Below are 14726 nucleotides of genomic sequence, written 5' to 3'. Positions count from 1 at the left end.
TTTCGGTAGTGGGTTTTGTTCATTCATCATTCAGGCTGTTTCCACTTGATATTGCAGCCAAGACTGGGTTTTTGCGGGACGGTTACGGGCTCGCCTTTGAGCAGTTGATCCAGAGCAGCGCGGATGGACGCGCCGGTGACAGGAATGTCGTTGCCTGGACGGGAGTCGTCCAATTGACCGCGATAGGCGCATGCCAGATTGCCGTCGAACACGTAAAAGTCGGGTGTGCACGCGGCCTGATAGGCGCGAGCGACCTCCTGCGTTTCGTCGTACAGGTACGGGAAGGGATACTTCCATTCTTCTGCCACCTGCTTCATCCGCTCGGGCGAATCGTCCGGATAGGCGGCAGCGTCATTGGAACTGATCGCGATGAAGGAGACGCCCTTGGGAAGGTAGTCGTTCGCAAGGCGTACCAGTTCCGCTTGTACGTGTTTGACAAACGGGCAGTGGTTGCAGATGAACATGATCACCGTCGCCTGTTTGGAGGCAAGCTCGGAAAGCGACATGACCTTGCCGGTTACCGTGTCCGGCAGTGCGAAGTCAGGTGCCTTTTGACCGAGCGGGAACATCGTGGATTCTGTCCGGGCCATGTTGATTCGCTCCTCTCCTTGGATATCGTTTCCGTCTACTATAGCGCATCTCCTTTTCCTGATCAACGGTATTGCGCGTTTTGCTTACAAACCACTCGCAATACACGAATATTTTTGACGGTCGTAAGCAAAATGCTTATCATAGAGATAACTTTTCCGTAAACGAGGGAGTTACCATGCAGCAAGAAGAACGTCTAGCCGCTGTCCTGCGCCATCTGCAGCGACACCAGCGGATCACTGTGGAGCAAATGTGCGACTGGTTTGGCATTTCCCGCGACTCGGCCCGCCGCGACCTGGTCAAATTGGAGGAGCGAGGGGAAATCATTCGCGTCCGCGGCGGAGCAGTGCTGCCCACCTTGACCAAGCATGTGCAGAGCTACCAAGAGCGATTGAACAACCCCGCTGGCAAACGGGAGATAGGCAGGGCGGCTGCGTCGTTGATCCGCAGCGGTGACTATCTTCTGTTGGATACGGCCACGACGGTGCAGTTTGCGGCGGAATGCATGTCAGCCGAACAGTGCGTAATCGTCACCAACTCCATTGACGTGGCCGACATTTTCAGCCGGAAGCGGTCGGCGGAAATACATCTGCTCGGCGGTCAGCTAAACGTCTGGCACCGCGGCTTGTTTGGGCCCAAGACGATCGCCGATCTGCACGAAATGCGCGTAGACAAACTGCTGCTCGGCGCGTGCGGCATCACGTCGGAAGGACTGACCGCCCAAACGGTGGACGAAGCGTACGTGAAAAAGGCAATGCTGGCATGCGCCGATCAGGTCATCGTGCTGGCCGATTCCAGCAAGTTTGGCAAGCGGCTGTTTCACAAGGTGTGCAGCCTGGACAAAATTGACATCGTCGTCACCGACGCGGAGCCGGCGGAAACGGTTCGGGGCGCATTGGAGCAGGCGGGCGTGGAGCTCTTGGTCGCTTCCCGTTTGACGGAGCAAGGGGGAGGAACATTGTGAAACAGGTAAACGTCGGGTTGATTGGATATGGATTATCGGGCCAGGTCTTTCATGCGCCGGTGATTCGGGCAGTGCCGGGATTAAAACTGGCGAAGGTCGTCTCATCCCGTCCGGAAAAGGTGCGTGCCGACCTGCCCGAGGCAGAGGTGGTCGCCAGCGTGGATGATCTTTTGTCTGACGATCAGATTGAACTGGTGGTCGTTGCCGCGCCAAACACCTCCCACTACCCGTACGCCAAGCAGGCGCTTTTGGCAGGCAAACATGTCGTGGTGGAGAAGCCGTTTGTGATCCGCTCTTCGGAAGCGGAAGAGCTGATCCGGCTGGCCGAGTCGCGCGGGCGCGTGCTCAGCGTCTACCACAACCGCAGATGGGACAACGATTTTTTGACGGTGAAACACCTGCTGCAAACCGGTGCATTGGGGGAGGTTTTCCTGTATGAAGCGCACTACGACCGTTACCGTCCGGAGGTGACCGACCGCTGGCGGGAGCGGGATTTGCCCGGTTCCGGCATTCTGTACGACCTGGGTTCCCATCTGATCGATCAGGCGCTTCATCTCTTCGGTCTGCCGCAGACGGTGATGGCCGATGTCGGCGCGCAGCGTCCCGGAGCCAGGGCGACGGACTACTTCCACATCGTGCTCGGATACGGGGCGCTGCGGGTGATTTTGCACGCCGGTTCGCTGGTCCGTCAGCCTGGTCCCCGATTTATGATTCACGGCGACAAGGGCAGTTTCATCAAGTACGGTTTGGACCCGCAGGAAGACGCGTTGCGAGCGGGACAGATCCCGGGAGGACCTGAGTGGGGCAGGGATCGCAAAGAGACGTATGGACAGCTCACGCTGAGCGTGGGAGAACTGAACGTGAGCAGCAGCGTTGAAACCATTCCCGGCGCGTATCAGACGTACTATCAACAGATGTACGAAGCGATTGTGTCCGATACACCGGCGCCTGTTTCACCTGTGGATGCGATGAACGTGATTCGGGTGATTGAATGGGCGGAGCAGAGCAGCCGGGAACAGCGTGTGATCTCGGTGCGGTAGTGGGGCATATCCGGCAGGGGGACTTCGCTGCTATAGGCACATGACCTGCCGACTCGCCTGAGCAATGAATGGTTGCTTGCCAATGCAGGTTTGTTTCCATTATGCTATGATATTGAGACAACCCCATTAACATGAAAGGGTATGTAGTAATGGATCTTTTTTCATTCGCATACGAACAGCACGATTCGGGCAAACTCCAGCCGCTGGCGGCGCGGATGAGGCCGCGGACCGTGGATGAGGTGCTCGGACAATCACATATTTTGGCACCAGGCAAGCTGCTCAGGCGAGCGATCGAGGCCGACCAGGTCTCTTCGCTCATCTTTTACGGTCCGCCCGGGGCGGGGAAGACGACATTGGCGAAAATCATCGCCAACACGACCAAATCCCATTTCGCCGAACTAAACGCGGTGACGGCAGGAGTCGCCGACATCCGCCGCATTGTGGACGAGGCCAAAGACCGTCTGGTTATGAACGGTCAGCGCACGACGCTGTTTATCGACGAGATACACCGCTTCAACAAGGCGCAGCAGGATGCCCTGCTCCCTTGTGTGGAGGATGGGACCATTATCCTGATTGGGGCGACAACGGAAAATCCGTTTTTTGAAGTAAACGCCGCCCTGCTCTCCCGTTCGCAGATATTTTCGCTCCATCCGCTGAACGAGGAAGAACTGCGGCAGGTTTTGGAGCGAGCCGTTACCGACCGCGAACGGGGCCTGGGAGAATTGAACGTCACGGTCACGCCCGAGGCTGCTGATCATCTGATCCGGTACGCCGAAGGAGATGCGCGCAGACTGCTGAACGCACTGGAACTGGCCGTGAAGACGACGCCTCCGGATGAACACGGCGTGATTCGCGTCACGCTGGAAGTAGCGGTGGAGTCCATCCAGCGGCGCGCTGTTCGCTACGACAAAAGCGGCGACAACCACTACGACACCATATCCGCGTTTATCAAGTCGATTCGCGGCTCCGATCCGGACGCCGCCCTGTACTGGCTGGCGCGGATGATCGACGCGGGCGAAGACCCCCGGTTTATCGCCCGCCGGCTGGTGATCTCCGCCTCGGAAGACATCGGCAACGCCGACCCGCAGGCGATCACTGTCGCTGTTTCCTGCTTCCAGGCGGTGGAGTTGATCGGCATGCCGGAGGGACGGATTCCCCTGGCCCAGGCGACCACGTACCTGGCGACGGCGCCCAAGAGTAACGCCGCCTACAACGGGATCAACCAGGCGCTGGCCGCGATCAGGAGAGACGGGCACAAACCGGTGCCGCTCCACCTGCGCGACGCCGCCTACAAGGGTGCGTCCCGGCTCGGCCACGGCAAAGGGTATCTCTATCCGCACGACTATCCCGGCGGATACGTCCCGCAGCAGTATTTGCCGGACGGGACCGACTACACGTTTTATCAGCCGAAGCCGATCGGCTACGAGCAGGAAATTCGCCGCAGACAGGCAGAGCGCTTACAGACGCCCAGACCGTAAACGTTCCCCCGGGTGGCGGGGGAACGAGCGATCATGTGCGGGCGGTTCCGCCCGGTTTGTTGGGAAGATCGCCGTTTTCGTTCGGCTGTTTGCTCTGCTCGCTGGCTCCGAATCGCGCCTTGTGGGCGATCGTGCCGGCTGGATGGTCGTACAGCGCCGCAGAGGGATGGTTTTTTCCGTCTACCGCTTTTTGATTGGTGGCCATTTGCATTCACCCCCTGCAACGTAGTGTGTCCCCAACCGCCCGTCTCATGTAGGTCAATGGTCATGCAGGAGGTGGGCAGGGAGCGAGAGGAAAAAAGGAGAGTTGGTACCGTGAAAATTTCGACGAAAGGACGTTACGGCCTGACCATTATGATGGAATTGGCCAACCGCTTTGGCGAAGGCCCGATTTCGCTGCGGAGCATTGCCCAGCGGCACGATTTGTCCGAACATTACCTGGAGCAGTTGATCGCGCCGCTCCGCAATGCCGGACTGGTGAAAAGCATCCGCGGCGCATACGGCGGGTATGTCCTGGCAAAAAAGCCGGATGAAATCTCCGCCGGCGACATTATCCGCGTGTTGGAAGGGCCGATCAGCCCGGTGGAGTTCACCGAGGAGGAAGACCCGGCCAAGCGCTATCTGTGGCTGCGCATCCGCGACAGCATATCTGCCGTCCTCGATTCCACGACGCTGCAGGATTTGATCAGCTACAAGGATGAAGGACAGACGGACGGCTACATGTTCTACATTTGACGCAACAGCGTACGAAGCAAAAAAGGAGAGCGCGAGATGATCTATCTGGACCACGCCGCCACGACCCCTGTCCATCCGCGCGTGGCGGAAGCGATGCACCCCTATCTGACGAACGTATACGGCAATCCCTCCAGTCTGCACGGCTTTGGCCGGGAGGCGCGCATGGGCCTGGAACGTGCGCGTGACCGGATCGCTCACATTCTCGGTGCCGAACCGCAGACGATCGTCTTTACCAGCGGCGGGACGGAGGCGGACAACATGGCGATCATCGGGGGAGCGATGGCCCAGCAGGATCGAGGGCGGCACGTCATTACGTCCAGCGTGGAGCACCACGCCGTCCTGCATGCTTGCGCGCACCTGGAGCAGTTGGGATTTGAAGTGACGTACCTGCCGGTGGATGAGACGGGCATGGTCAGCCCGGAGGAACTCAAACAGGCGGTCCGACCGGATACCGTGCTGGTCTCGATCATGTACGGCAACAACGAAGTGGGGACGATCCAGCCGATCGAGGAGATTGGCCGGTTTCTCCGCGAACGGAACATCGTGTTTCACACCGACGCGGTGCAGGCATTCGGCGTGATGCCCCTCAACGTCAGCGAACTGCCGGTGGACATGCTCTCCGTCTCCGCCCACAAGATCAACGGCCCGAAAGGCGTAGGGGCCCTGTACCTGGGACGGAAGGTGCCGATTCAGCCGCATCTGCACGGCGGTAAACAGGAGCGGAATCGGCGGGGCGGCACGGAAAACCTGGCCGGCATCGTCGGCTTTGCAGAGGCGGCGGAGATCGCGGCCAGGGAGATGGAGGAGCGCGTCGCCAAGTACCGGCAGATGCGCGAAGCGATGCTTGCCGTCTGGCGGGAGGCGGGCATCGCGTATCACGTAAACGGTCACCCCGAACGGCATTTGCCGCACATCCTCAACGTCAGCTTTCCGGGCGTCCATACCGAGACGATGCTGATGAACCTGGATCTGGCCGGCATTGCCGCCGCCAGCGGCTCCGCCTGCACGTCGGGTTCGCTGGAACTGTCCCACGTTCTGCAGGCGATGTGCCTGGACGATCCGGTCATGCGTTCGGCTGTTCGCTTCAGCTTTGGCATCACCAACACGGTGGAAGAGGTGAAGCAGGCGGCGCAAACGACGGCGGACATCGTCAAACGGGTGGCGCGGTAATCTTTTCAGACAGCTGCAGACGGTTGCGGCCGATGAGCCTGGGCCGGACCGATTCACAGAAGTCACAACAACCAGCAAGCGCACGAGGACGCTGCTGGTTTTTTTCTTGCCAATCGACGTGAAGGACGGCCCGTTTGCCGTCGGCGCGGTTGTCAGAGCTGGCAGAACGATTTTATAATCGAACAAGAGTTTCGGGGGAATCCCGCGGGATTTTCCCATCCGGGAGGCGTGTGCGGTGTCACAGCAGACACTTTCCTTGTTTGCCGAACCTTACATACGCGGCTATGTCGCGCAAGAAATTTTTTACAATAAAGAAACGTGGTACGGTGTCATTCGTCTAACAGTGGAGGAGACTACAGAACCGGTGAAGGATGCCGAGGTCGTGGTCGTCGGGAACTTCCCCCGGCCGCATCCGGAGGAGCTGTACACGTTTTACGGTGAGTGGAAGACGCATCCAAAGTTTGGGCAGCAGTACGCAGTCAACAGGTATGAACGGGAAACGCCCAAGACCCGGGCAGGAGTGGAGCGCTATCTGGCCAGCGGACTGTTTCAAGGCATCGGCAAGACGATGGCGAAACGCATCGTGCAGCATCTGGGCGTAGAGGCGCTCACAATCATCGCCGAGCAGCCGGAGCGGCTCGTGGAGGTGCCGGGTATCTCGGAGACGCGCGCCAAGCAGATCTACGAGTCGGTGATGGAACACCGCTCCCTGGAGCGAGCGATGGTGTTTCTCTACGAGTTTGGCATCGGCGTCCAGTTGGCGCTGCGGATTTATCAGACGTACAAGCTGGAGACGATGACTGTCCTGACGGAACAGCCGTATCGGCTGATCGAGGATGTCGCGGGCATCGGGTTCAAGCGGGCGGACGAAATCGCCCGGGCTACGGGAATTGCCGCTTCCTCGGAGGAGAGGGTCAAGGCGGCAGCCCTGTACGTTTTGCAGGAAGCCTGCTACTCCGAAGGACACGTGTTTCTGCCGGCGGACGAGCTGTGTGAAAAAACGCTGCGCCTGTTGGACGAGTGCGGGGGACACCGCTTTCAGCCGGAGGAGATTGCGCTCGCCGTGGAATCGCTTTTTGTCGAGAGCAAAGTGGTCTGGGACGAAGACCGGGTCTATCTGCCTTCGCTGTTTTTTGCGGAAATTGGGCTGGCCAAGCGGCTGCGCTACTTTGCCGAACGGGACGAGTTTGGCGCCTTTCCCGCTTCGGAGTTTTACCGGGCGCTGGGCGCAGTGGAAGAAGAGCTGGGCATCACGTACGCCCAAACGCAGCGGGATGCGATCGAGCAGGCGATCAAATCCGGACTGATGCTCTTGACCGGCGGTCCCGGCACGGGGAAAACGACGGTGATTCGCGGGATCTGTCGCGTGTTTGCCCAACTGCACGGCATTTCGCTAGACCTGAAGACCTACGACGAAGAAAATCCCTTCCCCATCCTGCTGGTCGCTCCCACCGGTCGGGCAGCCAAACGCATGTCGGAGACAACCGGTCTGCCAGCGATGACCATTCACCGCCTCCTCGGTTGGAAAGGGGACAGCTTTCAGCACGACGCGGAGCATCCGATCCGGGGACGGCTGTTGATCGTCGACGAGATGTCGATGGTGGACGTCTGGCTGGCCAATCAGCTGTTTCGCGCCGTGCCGGACGAGATGCAGGTGATTATGGTGGGCGACCCGGATCAGCTGCCGTCGGTCGGCCCCGGCAACGTGCTGCAGGACATGATCCGCTCGGGTCTGTTGCCGCGCGTACAGCTCAGCGAGATTTACCGGCAGGCGCAGGAGTCCTCGATCATCCGGCTGGCTCACGATGTCCGCAAGGGATTGGTCCCGTCCGATTTGTTGGCCACGACGCCTGACCGTCGATTTTTCACAAGTTCGCCACAAGATGTGGTGGAAGCGGTGAAACAAATCTGCGCCGGAGCCGTAAAGAAAGGGTATACGGCCAAAGATGTACAAGTCCTCGCTCCCATGTACAAGGGAAATGCCGGAGTAAACCGGCTGAACGAAGAGCTGCAGCAACTGTTCAATCCCAAGACTGAACAAAAGCGGGAGGTGACGTTTGGCGACACCGTCTTCCGCACCGGGGACAAGGTGCTGCAGTTGGTCAACAACGCCGAGGAACAGGTGTTCAACGGCGACATGGGAGAAATTGTCGCCATTTTTTACCCGAATGAAAACGCAGAGAACACCGAGATGATGGTCGTTTCCTTTGACGGCCGGGAAGTGGTGTACAAGCGTTCGGAGTATCACCAGCTCACACTGGCCTACTGCTGCTCCGTGCACAAGTCGCAGGGCAGCGAGTTTCCCATCGTGGTCATGCCGTTTGTCCGCAGCTACCACCGCATGCTGCGGCGCAAGCTGGTGTATACGGGAATTACCCGCAGCAAGTCGTTTTTGATCATGTGCGGGGAGCCGGATGCGTTTCGCCTCGCGGTAGAGACCGACGAAGAGGGCGTGCGCTACAGCTATTTGGAAGAGCGATTGAAGCAAGGGTGAGCCTTGGAACAAGTTGTTCCGCATGGATCGTCCCGCACCGCTTGATACTAAAGAAAGCGGAAGGGGGATGTCCCGACATGCGCAAGGCATTGGATGTAATCGGCTTGCCGATCGTCTGCCTGGAAACGGGGGAAGAGATCGGCACGGTCCGTGACATTCTCTGTGACTCCGCCTGGCGTGTAAGGGGGGTCTTGCTAAGCGAACAGGGCTGGTTCCACCCTGGCACCTGCATTCCTTCCGAACGCATCCACGCGGTAGGGGAATCCTGCCTTACCGTGACGGGCAAAGACGCCATCACCTCCCTTGACCGTCTCGCCGACCTGCCGCTCACCGGCATCCTGACGGGCAGAACAAAGCTGAAGGGGAAAACGGTCATCACCGCTTCCGGGGAACGCTTGGGCATACTGGAAGATGTTTACTTCTCTGCGGATTGGGAGAAACTTGTAGGGTACGAACTATCGAACGGTTGGCTTGCGGACATTACCGAAGGGCGCAAACGCCTGTCCGCGCCACCTTCCGTCATCGTCGGGGAAGAAAACCTGATCGTGCCGGACTGGGTTCGCAGCCAGGCGTGAAAGGGAGGAATTGCGTGTGATGCGTGTCATATGCCCGAACTGCGGTTCCAAAGACATCGGCAAGATTGGAACCACGCAGTATTACTGTTGGAACTGCTTCATCGAGATGAGCGTCGACGGCGACCAGATTGCTTCCGTCTACCAGGTGGAAGAGGATGGCTCGCTGCATTCGCTCAACGACCTGTTTATCGACGACCAGAATGTTTCCGCCCAGTTGAACATGTGAACAGACGGCCCATTACCCGAGGAGGTGTCATCGGCATGTCCGGACGCAATCTGATTGGCGTGATTGCCGCCAGCGGTCTGATCGCGGCGGTCGGGTTTATGGTCTCACCGCGGCGGCGCAAACGGCGGTTTGGGATTCGGGTCAACCGCATGCCCGTTTCGCTGCGCAACATGATGAACGTGATCAACATGAGCCGCTCGCTGCTTCGCGCCGTCGCCCGTTAGCCGGTGTCACATGGCAAGCGGAAAAGTCCATGAAGACAGCCCGAACGGTCCACTGCCGTTCGGGCTGCTTTTTTGCGGTTACGATTGTTCCGCCATGCGCTTTTGCTGTTGATTCCTGATGCGGCCAATCAGCAGTACGCCGACGACCACGGCCACGATGAAGATCCATTTCAGGATCACGTGAGCGGTAAAGAAACCGGCCAGCAGTTTCTCGCTCGTGATCATGCTGCCCGCGGTGTAGGCCAAGATGGCTGCCCCGATGTAGATGACGGCAGGGAAGCGCTCCATCAGCTTCAACACCAGGGTGCTGCCCCACACCATGACCGGCACGCTGATCAAGAGACCGACCACGACGAGCAGAAAGCTGCCGTGTGCGGCCCCTGCGACTGCGATCACGTTGTCCAGACCCATCACGGCGTCTGCGACGATGATCGTCCAGATGGCCGAGACCAGGCTCGTTCCCGCTTTCACCGTCTCGTGCCCATCGTCCTGCACCAGCAGTTTCAGGGCGATCCAGATCAGCATTAATCCGCCGACGAACAGCAGCCCCGGGATTTTCAGCAGCCAGACAACCGCCAGCGTAGCGGTGGCTCGAATCACAATCGCCCCGATCGTTCCCCAGATGATCGCCTTCTTTTGCTGATGGGACGGCAGGTTGCGTGCGGCCATCCCGATTACGATTGCGTTGTCGCCCGCCAGTACCAGATCAATTACGATGATCGCTAACAGTCCAGACCAGAATGCGGGGGTAAACAACACGTCCATTTGTCTCTACAACCTCCTTTAATGCGGACATTTCTCGTAAAGGCCGGCGTCCTCCTTCGAACAGACATGCGCTATGTAGTCTGCGTCAAGGGGAGGAAAACAAAACGACCTTTACCTCAACGGGTAAAGGTCGTATGAACAGAAAAGACCCTTACCCATCACTCGGCAAAGGTCTTGCTTACAACATTACGTTGCCAACAAAGCCGGGGATTGCTCCCGTAATGACGACTTTGCTGTGACAAGCTACTCCCCTTTGGAGAATATATCCGTTTGTAGTATCATCGTACACCGGTGCCGCACGCATGTCAATACCGTACATGAAATTCCGCGACTTGCACACGCTAACAGATACGAATCAGAGGGAGGAGGGGGCAGGGTGGAGGAACTTCGCCGCAGCCGCCTGTTTGCCGCGGCCGTCTGGGCGATTGTGCTGCTGGTCATCGGCAATCTGCTCTGGCTGCTGCGCCCTGTGGTCGCCAAAACGTTTCACTTGCTGTCGGAGATTGTGATGCCCTTTCTCGTCGGCCTGCTGATCGCCTACGTGCTGCATCCGATCGTGCAGGCGCTGGAAAACAGGCGAGTGCCGCGCATGGTGGCCGTGCTGCTGATCTACGCGGGGTTCGTGCTGATCATCACCATCGGGATTGTCAATGCCATTCCCATCTTTGCCCGCCAGCTCGCGGAGCTGTCCGACGATCTGCCGCGCCTGACGGAGTGGTACCACACGTGGATGCGGGAGTGGGAAGCGTACAAGTACTTTTTGCCGGACAGCATCTCGCTGGGGGTGGACCGGGTCATTATCCAGTCCCAGGAACGGATGTCCCATTCGATCACACTTTTGGTCGACAATGCGCGCAATACGCTGGGCAAGCTGCTCGCCTACGCAGTGGTTCCGTTTATCGCCTTTTACCTGCTCAAGGACATGAAAGACCTGCACCGCACAGGCATGTCCATCATCCCGGCGAAATACCGCAAGCAGGTGCTGGCCGTTCTGCGCGACGTCAACGAGTCGCTCGGCAATTACATACACGGCCAAATGACCGTGGCCCTGATCGTGGGCGCCTGCGCATGCGTCGGTTACTGGCTGATCGGCATGCCGTATCCATTCGTGCTGGCCACGTTTGTCAGCCTGACCAACGTCATTCCCTACATCGGCCCGATCATCGGCGCTGCTCCCGCCCTGATCGTCGCGCTGACGATCTCCATGAAAATGGCGCTCATGGTGCTGGCCGTCAACATTGTCATTCAGATCTTGGAGGGCAACATCCTCTCGCCCAACATCGTCGGCCGCTCGCTTCATCTGCATCCGCTCCTGATCATCATGGCCCTGCTGGCCGGAGAGGCGGTGGGCGGCATCATCGGTCTGATCGTCGCTGTTCCGGTGCTGGCAGTATGTAAAGTGGTGATCAGCCGGATTGCCCTGATGCTGCACGAAAGTTGACAGGTTTCGGCAAACAATTTTATAATACGAATAATGAAAAAGAGCATGGATCGATGAAGGAATGAGTACGCTGCAGCCCTTCTCCAGAGAGGACGCTCCACAGGCTGGGAGAGCGGCCAGAAGAAGTGCAGCGGAAGGCTACTCCCAAGACCGGGCAAAAACCGGCGGTTCGACACCGTTATCTGTCCGCAAGCGAGCGACAGGCAGATTCGTCTGATCAGGCTGCCTGTAAGCAGGGTGGTACCGCGAGACAAGTTCTCGTCCCTGAGGGGATGGGGACTTTTTTTTCGCGCAGGTCCGCCGCTTCGTCCGGGAGGGAGCGACCCTTTTTCCGATCATGTACGCGTTTCACACTCATTTTTTGGGAGGATTTTCGATGAAGAAACTGACTGGCAGCCAAATCCGCCAAATGTATCTCGATTTCTTCAAAAGCAAGGGACACCACGTGGAGCCGAGCGCGCCGCTGATTCCGCACGACGACCCGTCGCTTCTGTGGATCAACTGCGGGATGGCACCGCTGAAAAAGTACTTTGACGGCCGAGTCGTGCCGGACAACCCCCGAATTGTCAACTCGCAAAAATCGATCCGCACCAACGACATCGAAAACGTGGGACGCACGGCTCGTCACCACACGTTCTTTGAAATGCTGGGGAACTTCTCCATCGGCGACTATTTCAAAGAAGAGTCGATCACCTGGGCATGGGAATTCCTCACCAGCCCGCAGTGGATCGGATTTGAACCGGAGCGTCTGTGGGTTACGATTCACCCCGAGGACGACGAGGCGTTTGACATCTGGCACAAAAAAGTGGGCATTCCCGAAGAGCGGATCATTCGCCTGGAAGCCAACTTCTGGGACATCGGCGAAGGCCCCTGCGGTCCCAACTCCGAGATTTTTTACGATCGCGGGGAGCGGTTTGGCAACGATCCCAACGACCCGGAACTGTACCCGGGCGGCGAAAATGAGCGTTTCCTGGAAGTGTGGAACCTGGTCTTCTCGCAGTATAACCACAACCCGGACGGCAGCTACACGCCGCTGCCGAAAAAGAACATTGACACCGGCATGGGGCTGGAGCGGATGGCGTCCATCATCCAGGACGTGGACAACAACTTTGAAACAGACCTGCTGTTCCCGCTGATCGAGGCGACCAGTGCCATCTCCGGCGTCGCCTACAAGCAGGACCCGGACCTGGACGTGGCGCTGAAGGTGATCGCCGACCACGCCCGCACCGTCGTCTTTGCCATCAGCGACGGCGCGCTGCCTTCCAATGAAGGGCGCGGCTACGTCATTCGCCGCCTGCTGCGCCGTGCAGTGCGGATGGGCAAAAAGCTTGGCGTGGAGCAGCCGTTCCTCTATCGCCTGACGGAAACGGTCGGCAGGATGATGGGCGATTTCTATCCGGAAGTGGTGGAGAAGCGCGCCTTCATCGAAAAAGTGATCCGCGCCGAAGAGGAACGCTTCCACGAAACGTTGAACGACGGCCTCGCCATTCTGGCCGAAATGGTGAAAACGGCAAAGGCGGAAGGCAAGAGCCAACTGTCCGGCCAGGACGTCTTCAAAATGTACGACACCTACGGGTTCCCGGTTGACCTGACCGAAGACTTTGCCGGCGAACAAGGGCTGACGGTGGACCGCGAAGGATTCGAGCGGGCGATGGAGGAACAGCGCGAGCGTGCCCGTGCCGCCCGCCAGGACGTGGACAGCATGCAGACACAGGGCGGCCCGCTTGCCGATTTGACGGTTACGAGCGAATTTGTTGGGTATACTGAATTGGTAGCGAATGGCAAGGTAGAGGCGATCATCGCCAACAACCAGCTTGCTGACGAGGCGGAAGAAGGACAGACTGTCCAGGTCGTCTTGAGCCGTACCCCGTTTTACGCGGAAAGCGGCGGTCAAATCAACGACGAGGGCCTCATCATTTCCGACTCCGTCAAGGCGCGCGTCACCGACGTGCAAAAAGGGCCGATGGGCCAACACGTGCATACCGTCGTTGTGGAGGCAGGCACACTGCGCGTCGGCGAAGAAGTCCGCGCCGAAGTGAACCGGAATGCCCGACTCGACATCACCAAAAACCACACGGCCACACACTTGCTGCACCAGGCGCTCAAAGACGTGCTGGGCACGCATGTCAACCAGGCCGGTTCGCTGGTGGCGCCGGATCGCCTGCGGTTTGACTTCACCCATATCAGTGCGGTGACTCCGGAAGAACTGGAGCGGATCGAAGCGATCGTCAACGAAAAAGTGTGGGCCAACCTGAACGTAGACATCTTCCACAAGTCCCTTGACGAAGCGAAGGCGATGGGAGCGATGGCGCTGTTCGGTGAAAAGTACGGCGAGATCGTCCGCGTGGTCAAGGTGGGTGACTACAGTCTGGAGCTGTGCGGCGGCTGCCACGTGTCCAACACGGCGGAAATCGGCCTGTTCAAGATCGTCAGCGAGAGCGGCATCGGGGCGGGCACGCGCCGGATCGAAGCAGTGACGGGACGCGGCGCCTACCACTACCTCAACCAGCAGCTGAGCACGCTGAAAGAGGTGGCCAACGCACTCAAGGCACCAGTCCTGGCAGAGACGCCGGCCCGCATCGAGGCGCTCCAGCAGCAGTTGAAGGACGTGCAGCGCGAAAACGAATCGCTGCGCGCCAAACTGGGCAACATCGAAGCAGCGTCGCTGACCGACAAACTGAAAGAGGTGGAAGGCGTCAAGGTGCTGGCTGCCCGCGTCTCCGCGACCGATATGGATAACCTGCGCGGCATGGTAGACGAGCTGAAAAACAAACTGGGATCGGCTGTCATCGTCCTTGGTGCGGTGGACGGCGAGAAGGTCAACCTGGTGGCCGGCGTGACCAAAGACCTGATGGACAAGGGCTTCCATGCAGGCAAACTGATCAAGGAAGTGGCCACCCGCTGCGGCGGAGGAGGCGGAGGCCGTCCTGACATGGCCCAGGCGGGCGGCAAGGACCCTGCCAAGCTGCAAGAGGCGCTGGAATTGGTCTACGATCTGGTGAAAGGACAGGCGGTGGCGAAGTAAC

14 protein-coding genes are annotated in these 14726 nt (G+C 58.9%); 11 read left to right on the top strand and 3 right to left on the bottom strand.

The window, feature by feature from the left end; genetic code table 11:
- Nucleotides 1-26: 26 nt before the first annotated feature.
- Entirely contained in the window at nucleotides 27-590 is a 564-nt protein-coding gene (locus KDN35_RS07140) for a thioredoxin family protein (RefSeq protein ID WP_171565425.1), read from the bottom strand.
- 176 nt (nucleotides 591-766) lie between these two features.
- Between KDN35_RS07140 and KDN35_RS07135 the strand changes: the two genes are divergently transcribed.
- The 3 genes from KDN35_RS07135 to KDN35_RS07125 all read left to right on the top strand — a co-directional run bounded on the left by KDN35_RS07135 (nucleotide 767) and on the right by KDN35_RS07125 (nucleotide 4070).
- Complete coding sequence (locus tag KDN35_RS07135) at nucleotides 767-1552, top strand: DeoR/GlpR family DNA-binding transcription regulator (protein WP_171565424.1); 786 nt, start codon at nucleotides 767-769, stop codon at nucleotides 1550-1552.
- Nucleotides 1549-2592: an oxidoreductase gene (locus tag KDN35_RS07130; RefSeq protein ID WP_212132437.1), complete on the top strand. Its 1044-nt coding sequence runs from the start codon at nucleotides 1549-1551 to the stop codon at nucleotides 2590-2592. The genes KDN35_RS07135 and KDN35_RS07130 overlap by 4 nt, the downstream gene beginning before the upstream one ends.
- A 149-nt stretch (nucleotides 2593-2741) precedes the next feature.
- Nucleotides 2742-4070 carry an AAA family ATPase gene (locus KDN35_RS07125; RefSeq protein ID WP_212132436.1) on the top strand — a complete coding sequence of 443 codons (1329 nt, stop codon included), beginning with the start codon at nucleotides 2742-2744 and terminating at the stop codon, nucleotides 4068-4070.
- A 31-nt stretch (nucleotides 4071-4101) separates the two neighbouring features.
- Here the strand turns inward: KDN35_RS07125 and KDN35_RS07120 are convergent, their stop codons facing one another.
- Nucleotides 4102-4275 (bottom strand): hypothetical protein, encoded by a 174-nt coding sequence (locus KDN35_RS07120; RefSeq protein ID WP_171565421.1) that lies wholly within the window; start codon nucleotides 4273-4275, stop codon nucleotides 4102-4104.
- Nucleotides 4276-4385: 110 nt separating this feature from the next.
- On the opposite strand from KDN35_RS07120, the gene cymR reads away from it, so the two are divergent.
- From cymR to KDN35_RS07090, 6 genes are all read left to right on the top strand, one after another.
- Nucleotides 4386-4805 carry a cysteine metabolism transcriptional regulator CymR gene (gene cymR, locus KDN35_RS07115; RefSeq protein WP_171565420.1) on the top strand — a complete coding sequence of 140 codons (420 nt, stop codon included), beginning with the start codon at nucleotides 4386-4388 and terminating at the stop codon, nucleotides 4803-4805.
- A 36-nt stretch (nucleotides 4806-4841) separates the two neighbouring features.
- The gene (locus KDN35_RS07110) at nucleotides 4842-5975 is read left to right on the top strand and encodes a cysteine desulfurase family protein (protein WP_212132435.1); all 1134 of its coding nucleotides are present in this window, start codon (nucleotides 4842-4844) and stop codon (nucleotides 5973-5975) included.
- Nucleotides 5976-6210: 235 nt separating this feature from the next.
- Nucleotides 6211-8469, top strand: coding sequence for an SF1B family DNA helicase RecD2 (gene recD2 / locus KDN35_RS07105; RefSeq protein ID WP_212132434.1), 2259 nt, complete (start codon nucleotides 6211-6213; stop codon nucleotides 8467-8469).
- Between the two features lie 77 nt (nucleotides 8470-8546).
- Complete coding sequence (locus tag KDN35_RS07100; RefSeq protein WP_171565417.1) at nucleotides 8547-9044, top strand: PRC-barrel domain-containing protein; 498 nt, start codon at nucleotides 8547-8549, stop codon at nucleotides 9042-9044.
- Between the two features lie 19 nt (nucleotides 9045-9063).
- On the top strand, nucleotides 9064-9270 hold the full coding sequence (locus KDN35_RS07095; RefSeq protein WP_171565516.1) for a hypothetical protein: 207 nt from the start codon (nucleotides 9064-9066) through the stop codon (nucleotides 9268-9270).
- Between the two features lie 35 nt (nucleotides 9271-9305).
- Nucleotides 9306-9494 (top strand): hypothetical protein, encoded by a 189-nt coding sequence (locus tag KDN35_RS07090; protein ID WP_171565416.1) that lies wholly within the window; start codon nucleotides 9306-9308, stop codon nucleotides 9492-9494.
- Nucleotides 9495-9572: 78 nt separating this feature from the next.
- Here KDN35_RS07090 and KDN35_RS07085 read toward each other — a convergent pair whose 3' ends face one another.
- Nucleotides 9573-10259, bottom strand: a complete 687-nt coding sequence (locus KDN35_RS07085; protein ID WP_171565415.1) for a TerC family protein — start codon at nucleotides 10257-10259, stop codon at nucleotides 9573-9575.
- A 376-nt stretch (nucleotides 10260-10635) separates the two neighbouring features.
- On the opposite strand from KDN35_RS07085, the gene KDN35_RS07080 reads away from it, so the two are divergent.
- Together KDN35_RS07080 and alaS are read left to right on the top strand one after the other, a co-directional pair.
- Nucleotides 10636-11700, top strand: a complete 1065-nt coding sequence (locus tag KDN35_RS07080) for an AI-2E family transporter (protein WP_171565414.1) — start codon at nucleotides 10636-10638, stop codon at nucleotides 11698-11700.
- A gap of 376 nt (nucleotides 11701-12076) precedes the next feature.
- Nucleotides 12077-14725, top strand: a complete 2649-nt coding sequence (alaS, locus tag KDN35_RS07075; RefSeq protein ID WP_171565413.1) for an alanine--tRNA ligase — start codon at nucleotides 12077-12079, stop codon at nucleotides 14723-14725.
- The last annotated feature ends 1 nt before the right edge of the window (nucleotide 14726 follow it).

Origin of the sequence: Brevibacillus sp. NL20B1, assembly GCF_018195675.1 — a bacterium.
In the GTDB taxonomy this organism is placed as follows: domain Bacteria; phylum Bacillota; class Bacilli; order Brevibacillales; family Brevibacillaceae; genus Brevibacillus; species Brevibacillus aydinogluensis.
This window is presented reverse-complemented; position numbering and strand designations above follow the sequence as displayed.

Excerpts from the sequence above, each read along its gene's own strand:
- KDN35_RS07140 (WP_171565425.1), bottom strand. The coding sequence starts at position 590 with ATGGCCCGGACAGAATCCACGATGTTCCCGCTCGGTCAAAAGGCACCT.
- KDN35_RS07135 (WP_171565424.1), top strand. The coding sequence starts at position 767 with ATGCAGCAAGAAGAACGTCTAGCCGCTGTCCTGCGCCATCTGCAGCGA.
- KDN35_RS07125 (WP_212132436.1), top strand. The coding sequence starts at position 2,742 with ATGGATCTTTTTTCATTCGCATACGAACAGCACGATTCGGGCAAACTC.
- KDN35_RS07120 (WP_171565421.1), bottom strand. The coding sequence starts at position 4,275 with ATGGCCACCAATCAAAAAGCGGTAGACGGAAAAAACCATCCCTCTGCG.
- KDN35_RS07110 (WP_212132435.1), top strand. The coding sequence starts at position 4,842 with ATGATCTATCTGGACCACGCCGCCACGACCCCTGTCCATCCGCGCGTG.
- KDN35_RS07100 (WP_171565417.1), top strand. The coding sequence starts at position 8,547 with ATGCGCAAGGCATTGGATGTAATCGGCTTGCCGATCGTCTGCCTGGAA.
- KDN35_RS07095 (WP_171565516.1), top strand. The coding sequence starts at position 9,064 with ATGCGTGTCATATGCCCGAACTGCGGTTCCAAAGACATCGGCAAGATT.
- KDN35_RS07090 (WP_171565416.1), top strand. The coding sequence starts at position 9,306 with ATGTCCGGACGCAATCTGATTGGCGTGATTGCCGCCAGCGGTCTGATC.
- KDN35_RS07085 (WP_171565415.1), bottom strand. The coding sequence starts at position 10,259 with ATGGACGTGTTGTTTACCCCCGCATTCTGGTCTGGACTGTTAGCGATC.
- alaS (WP_171565413.1), top strand. The coding sequence starts at position 12,077 with ATGAAGAAACTGACTGGCAGCCAAATCCGCCAAATGTATCTCGATTTC.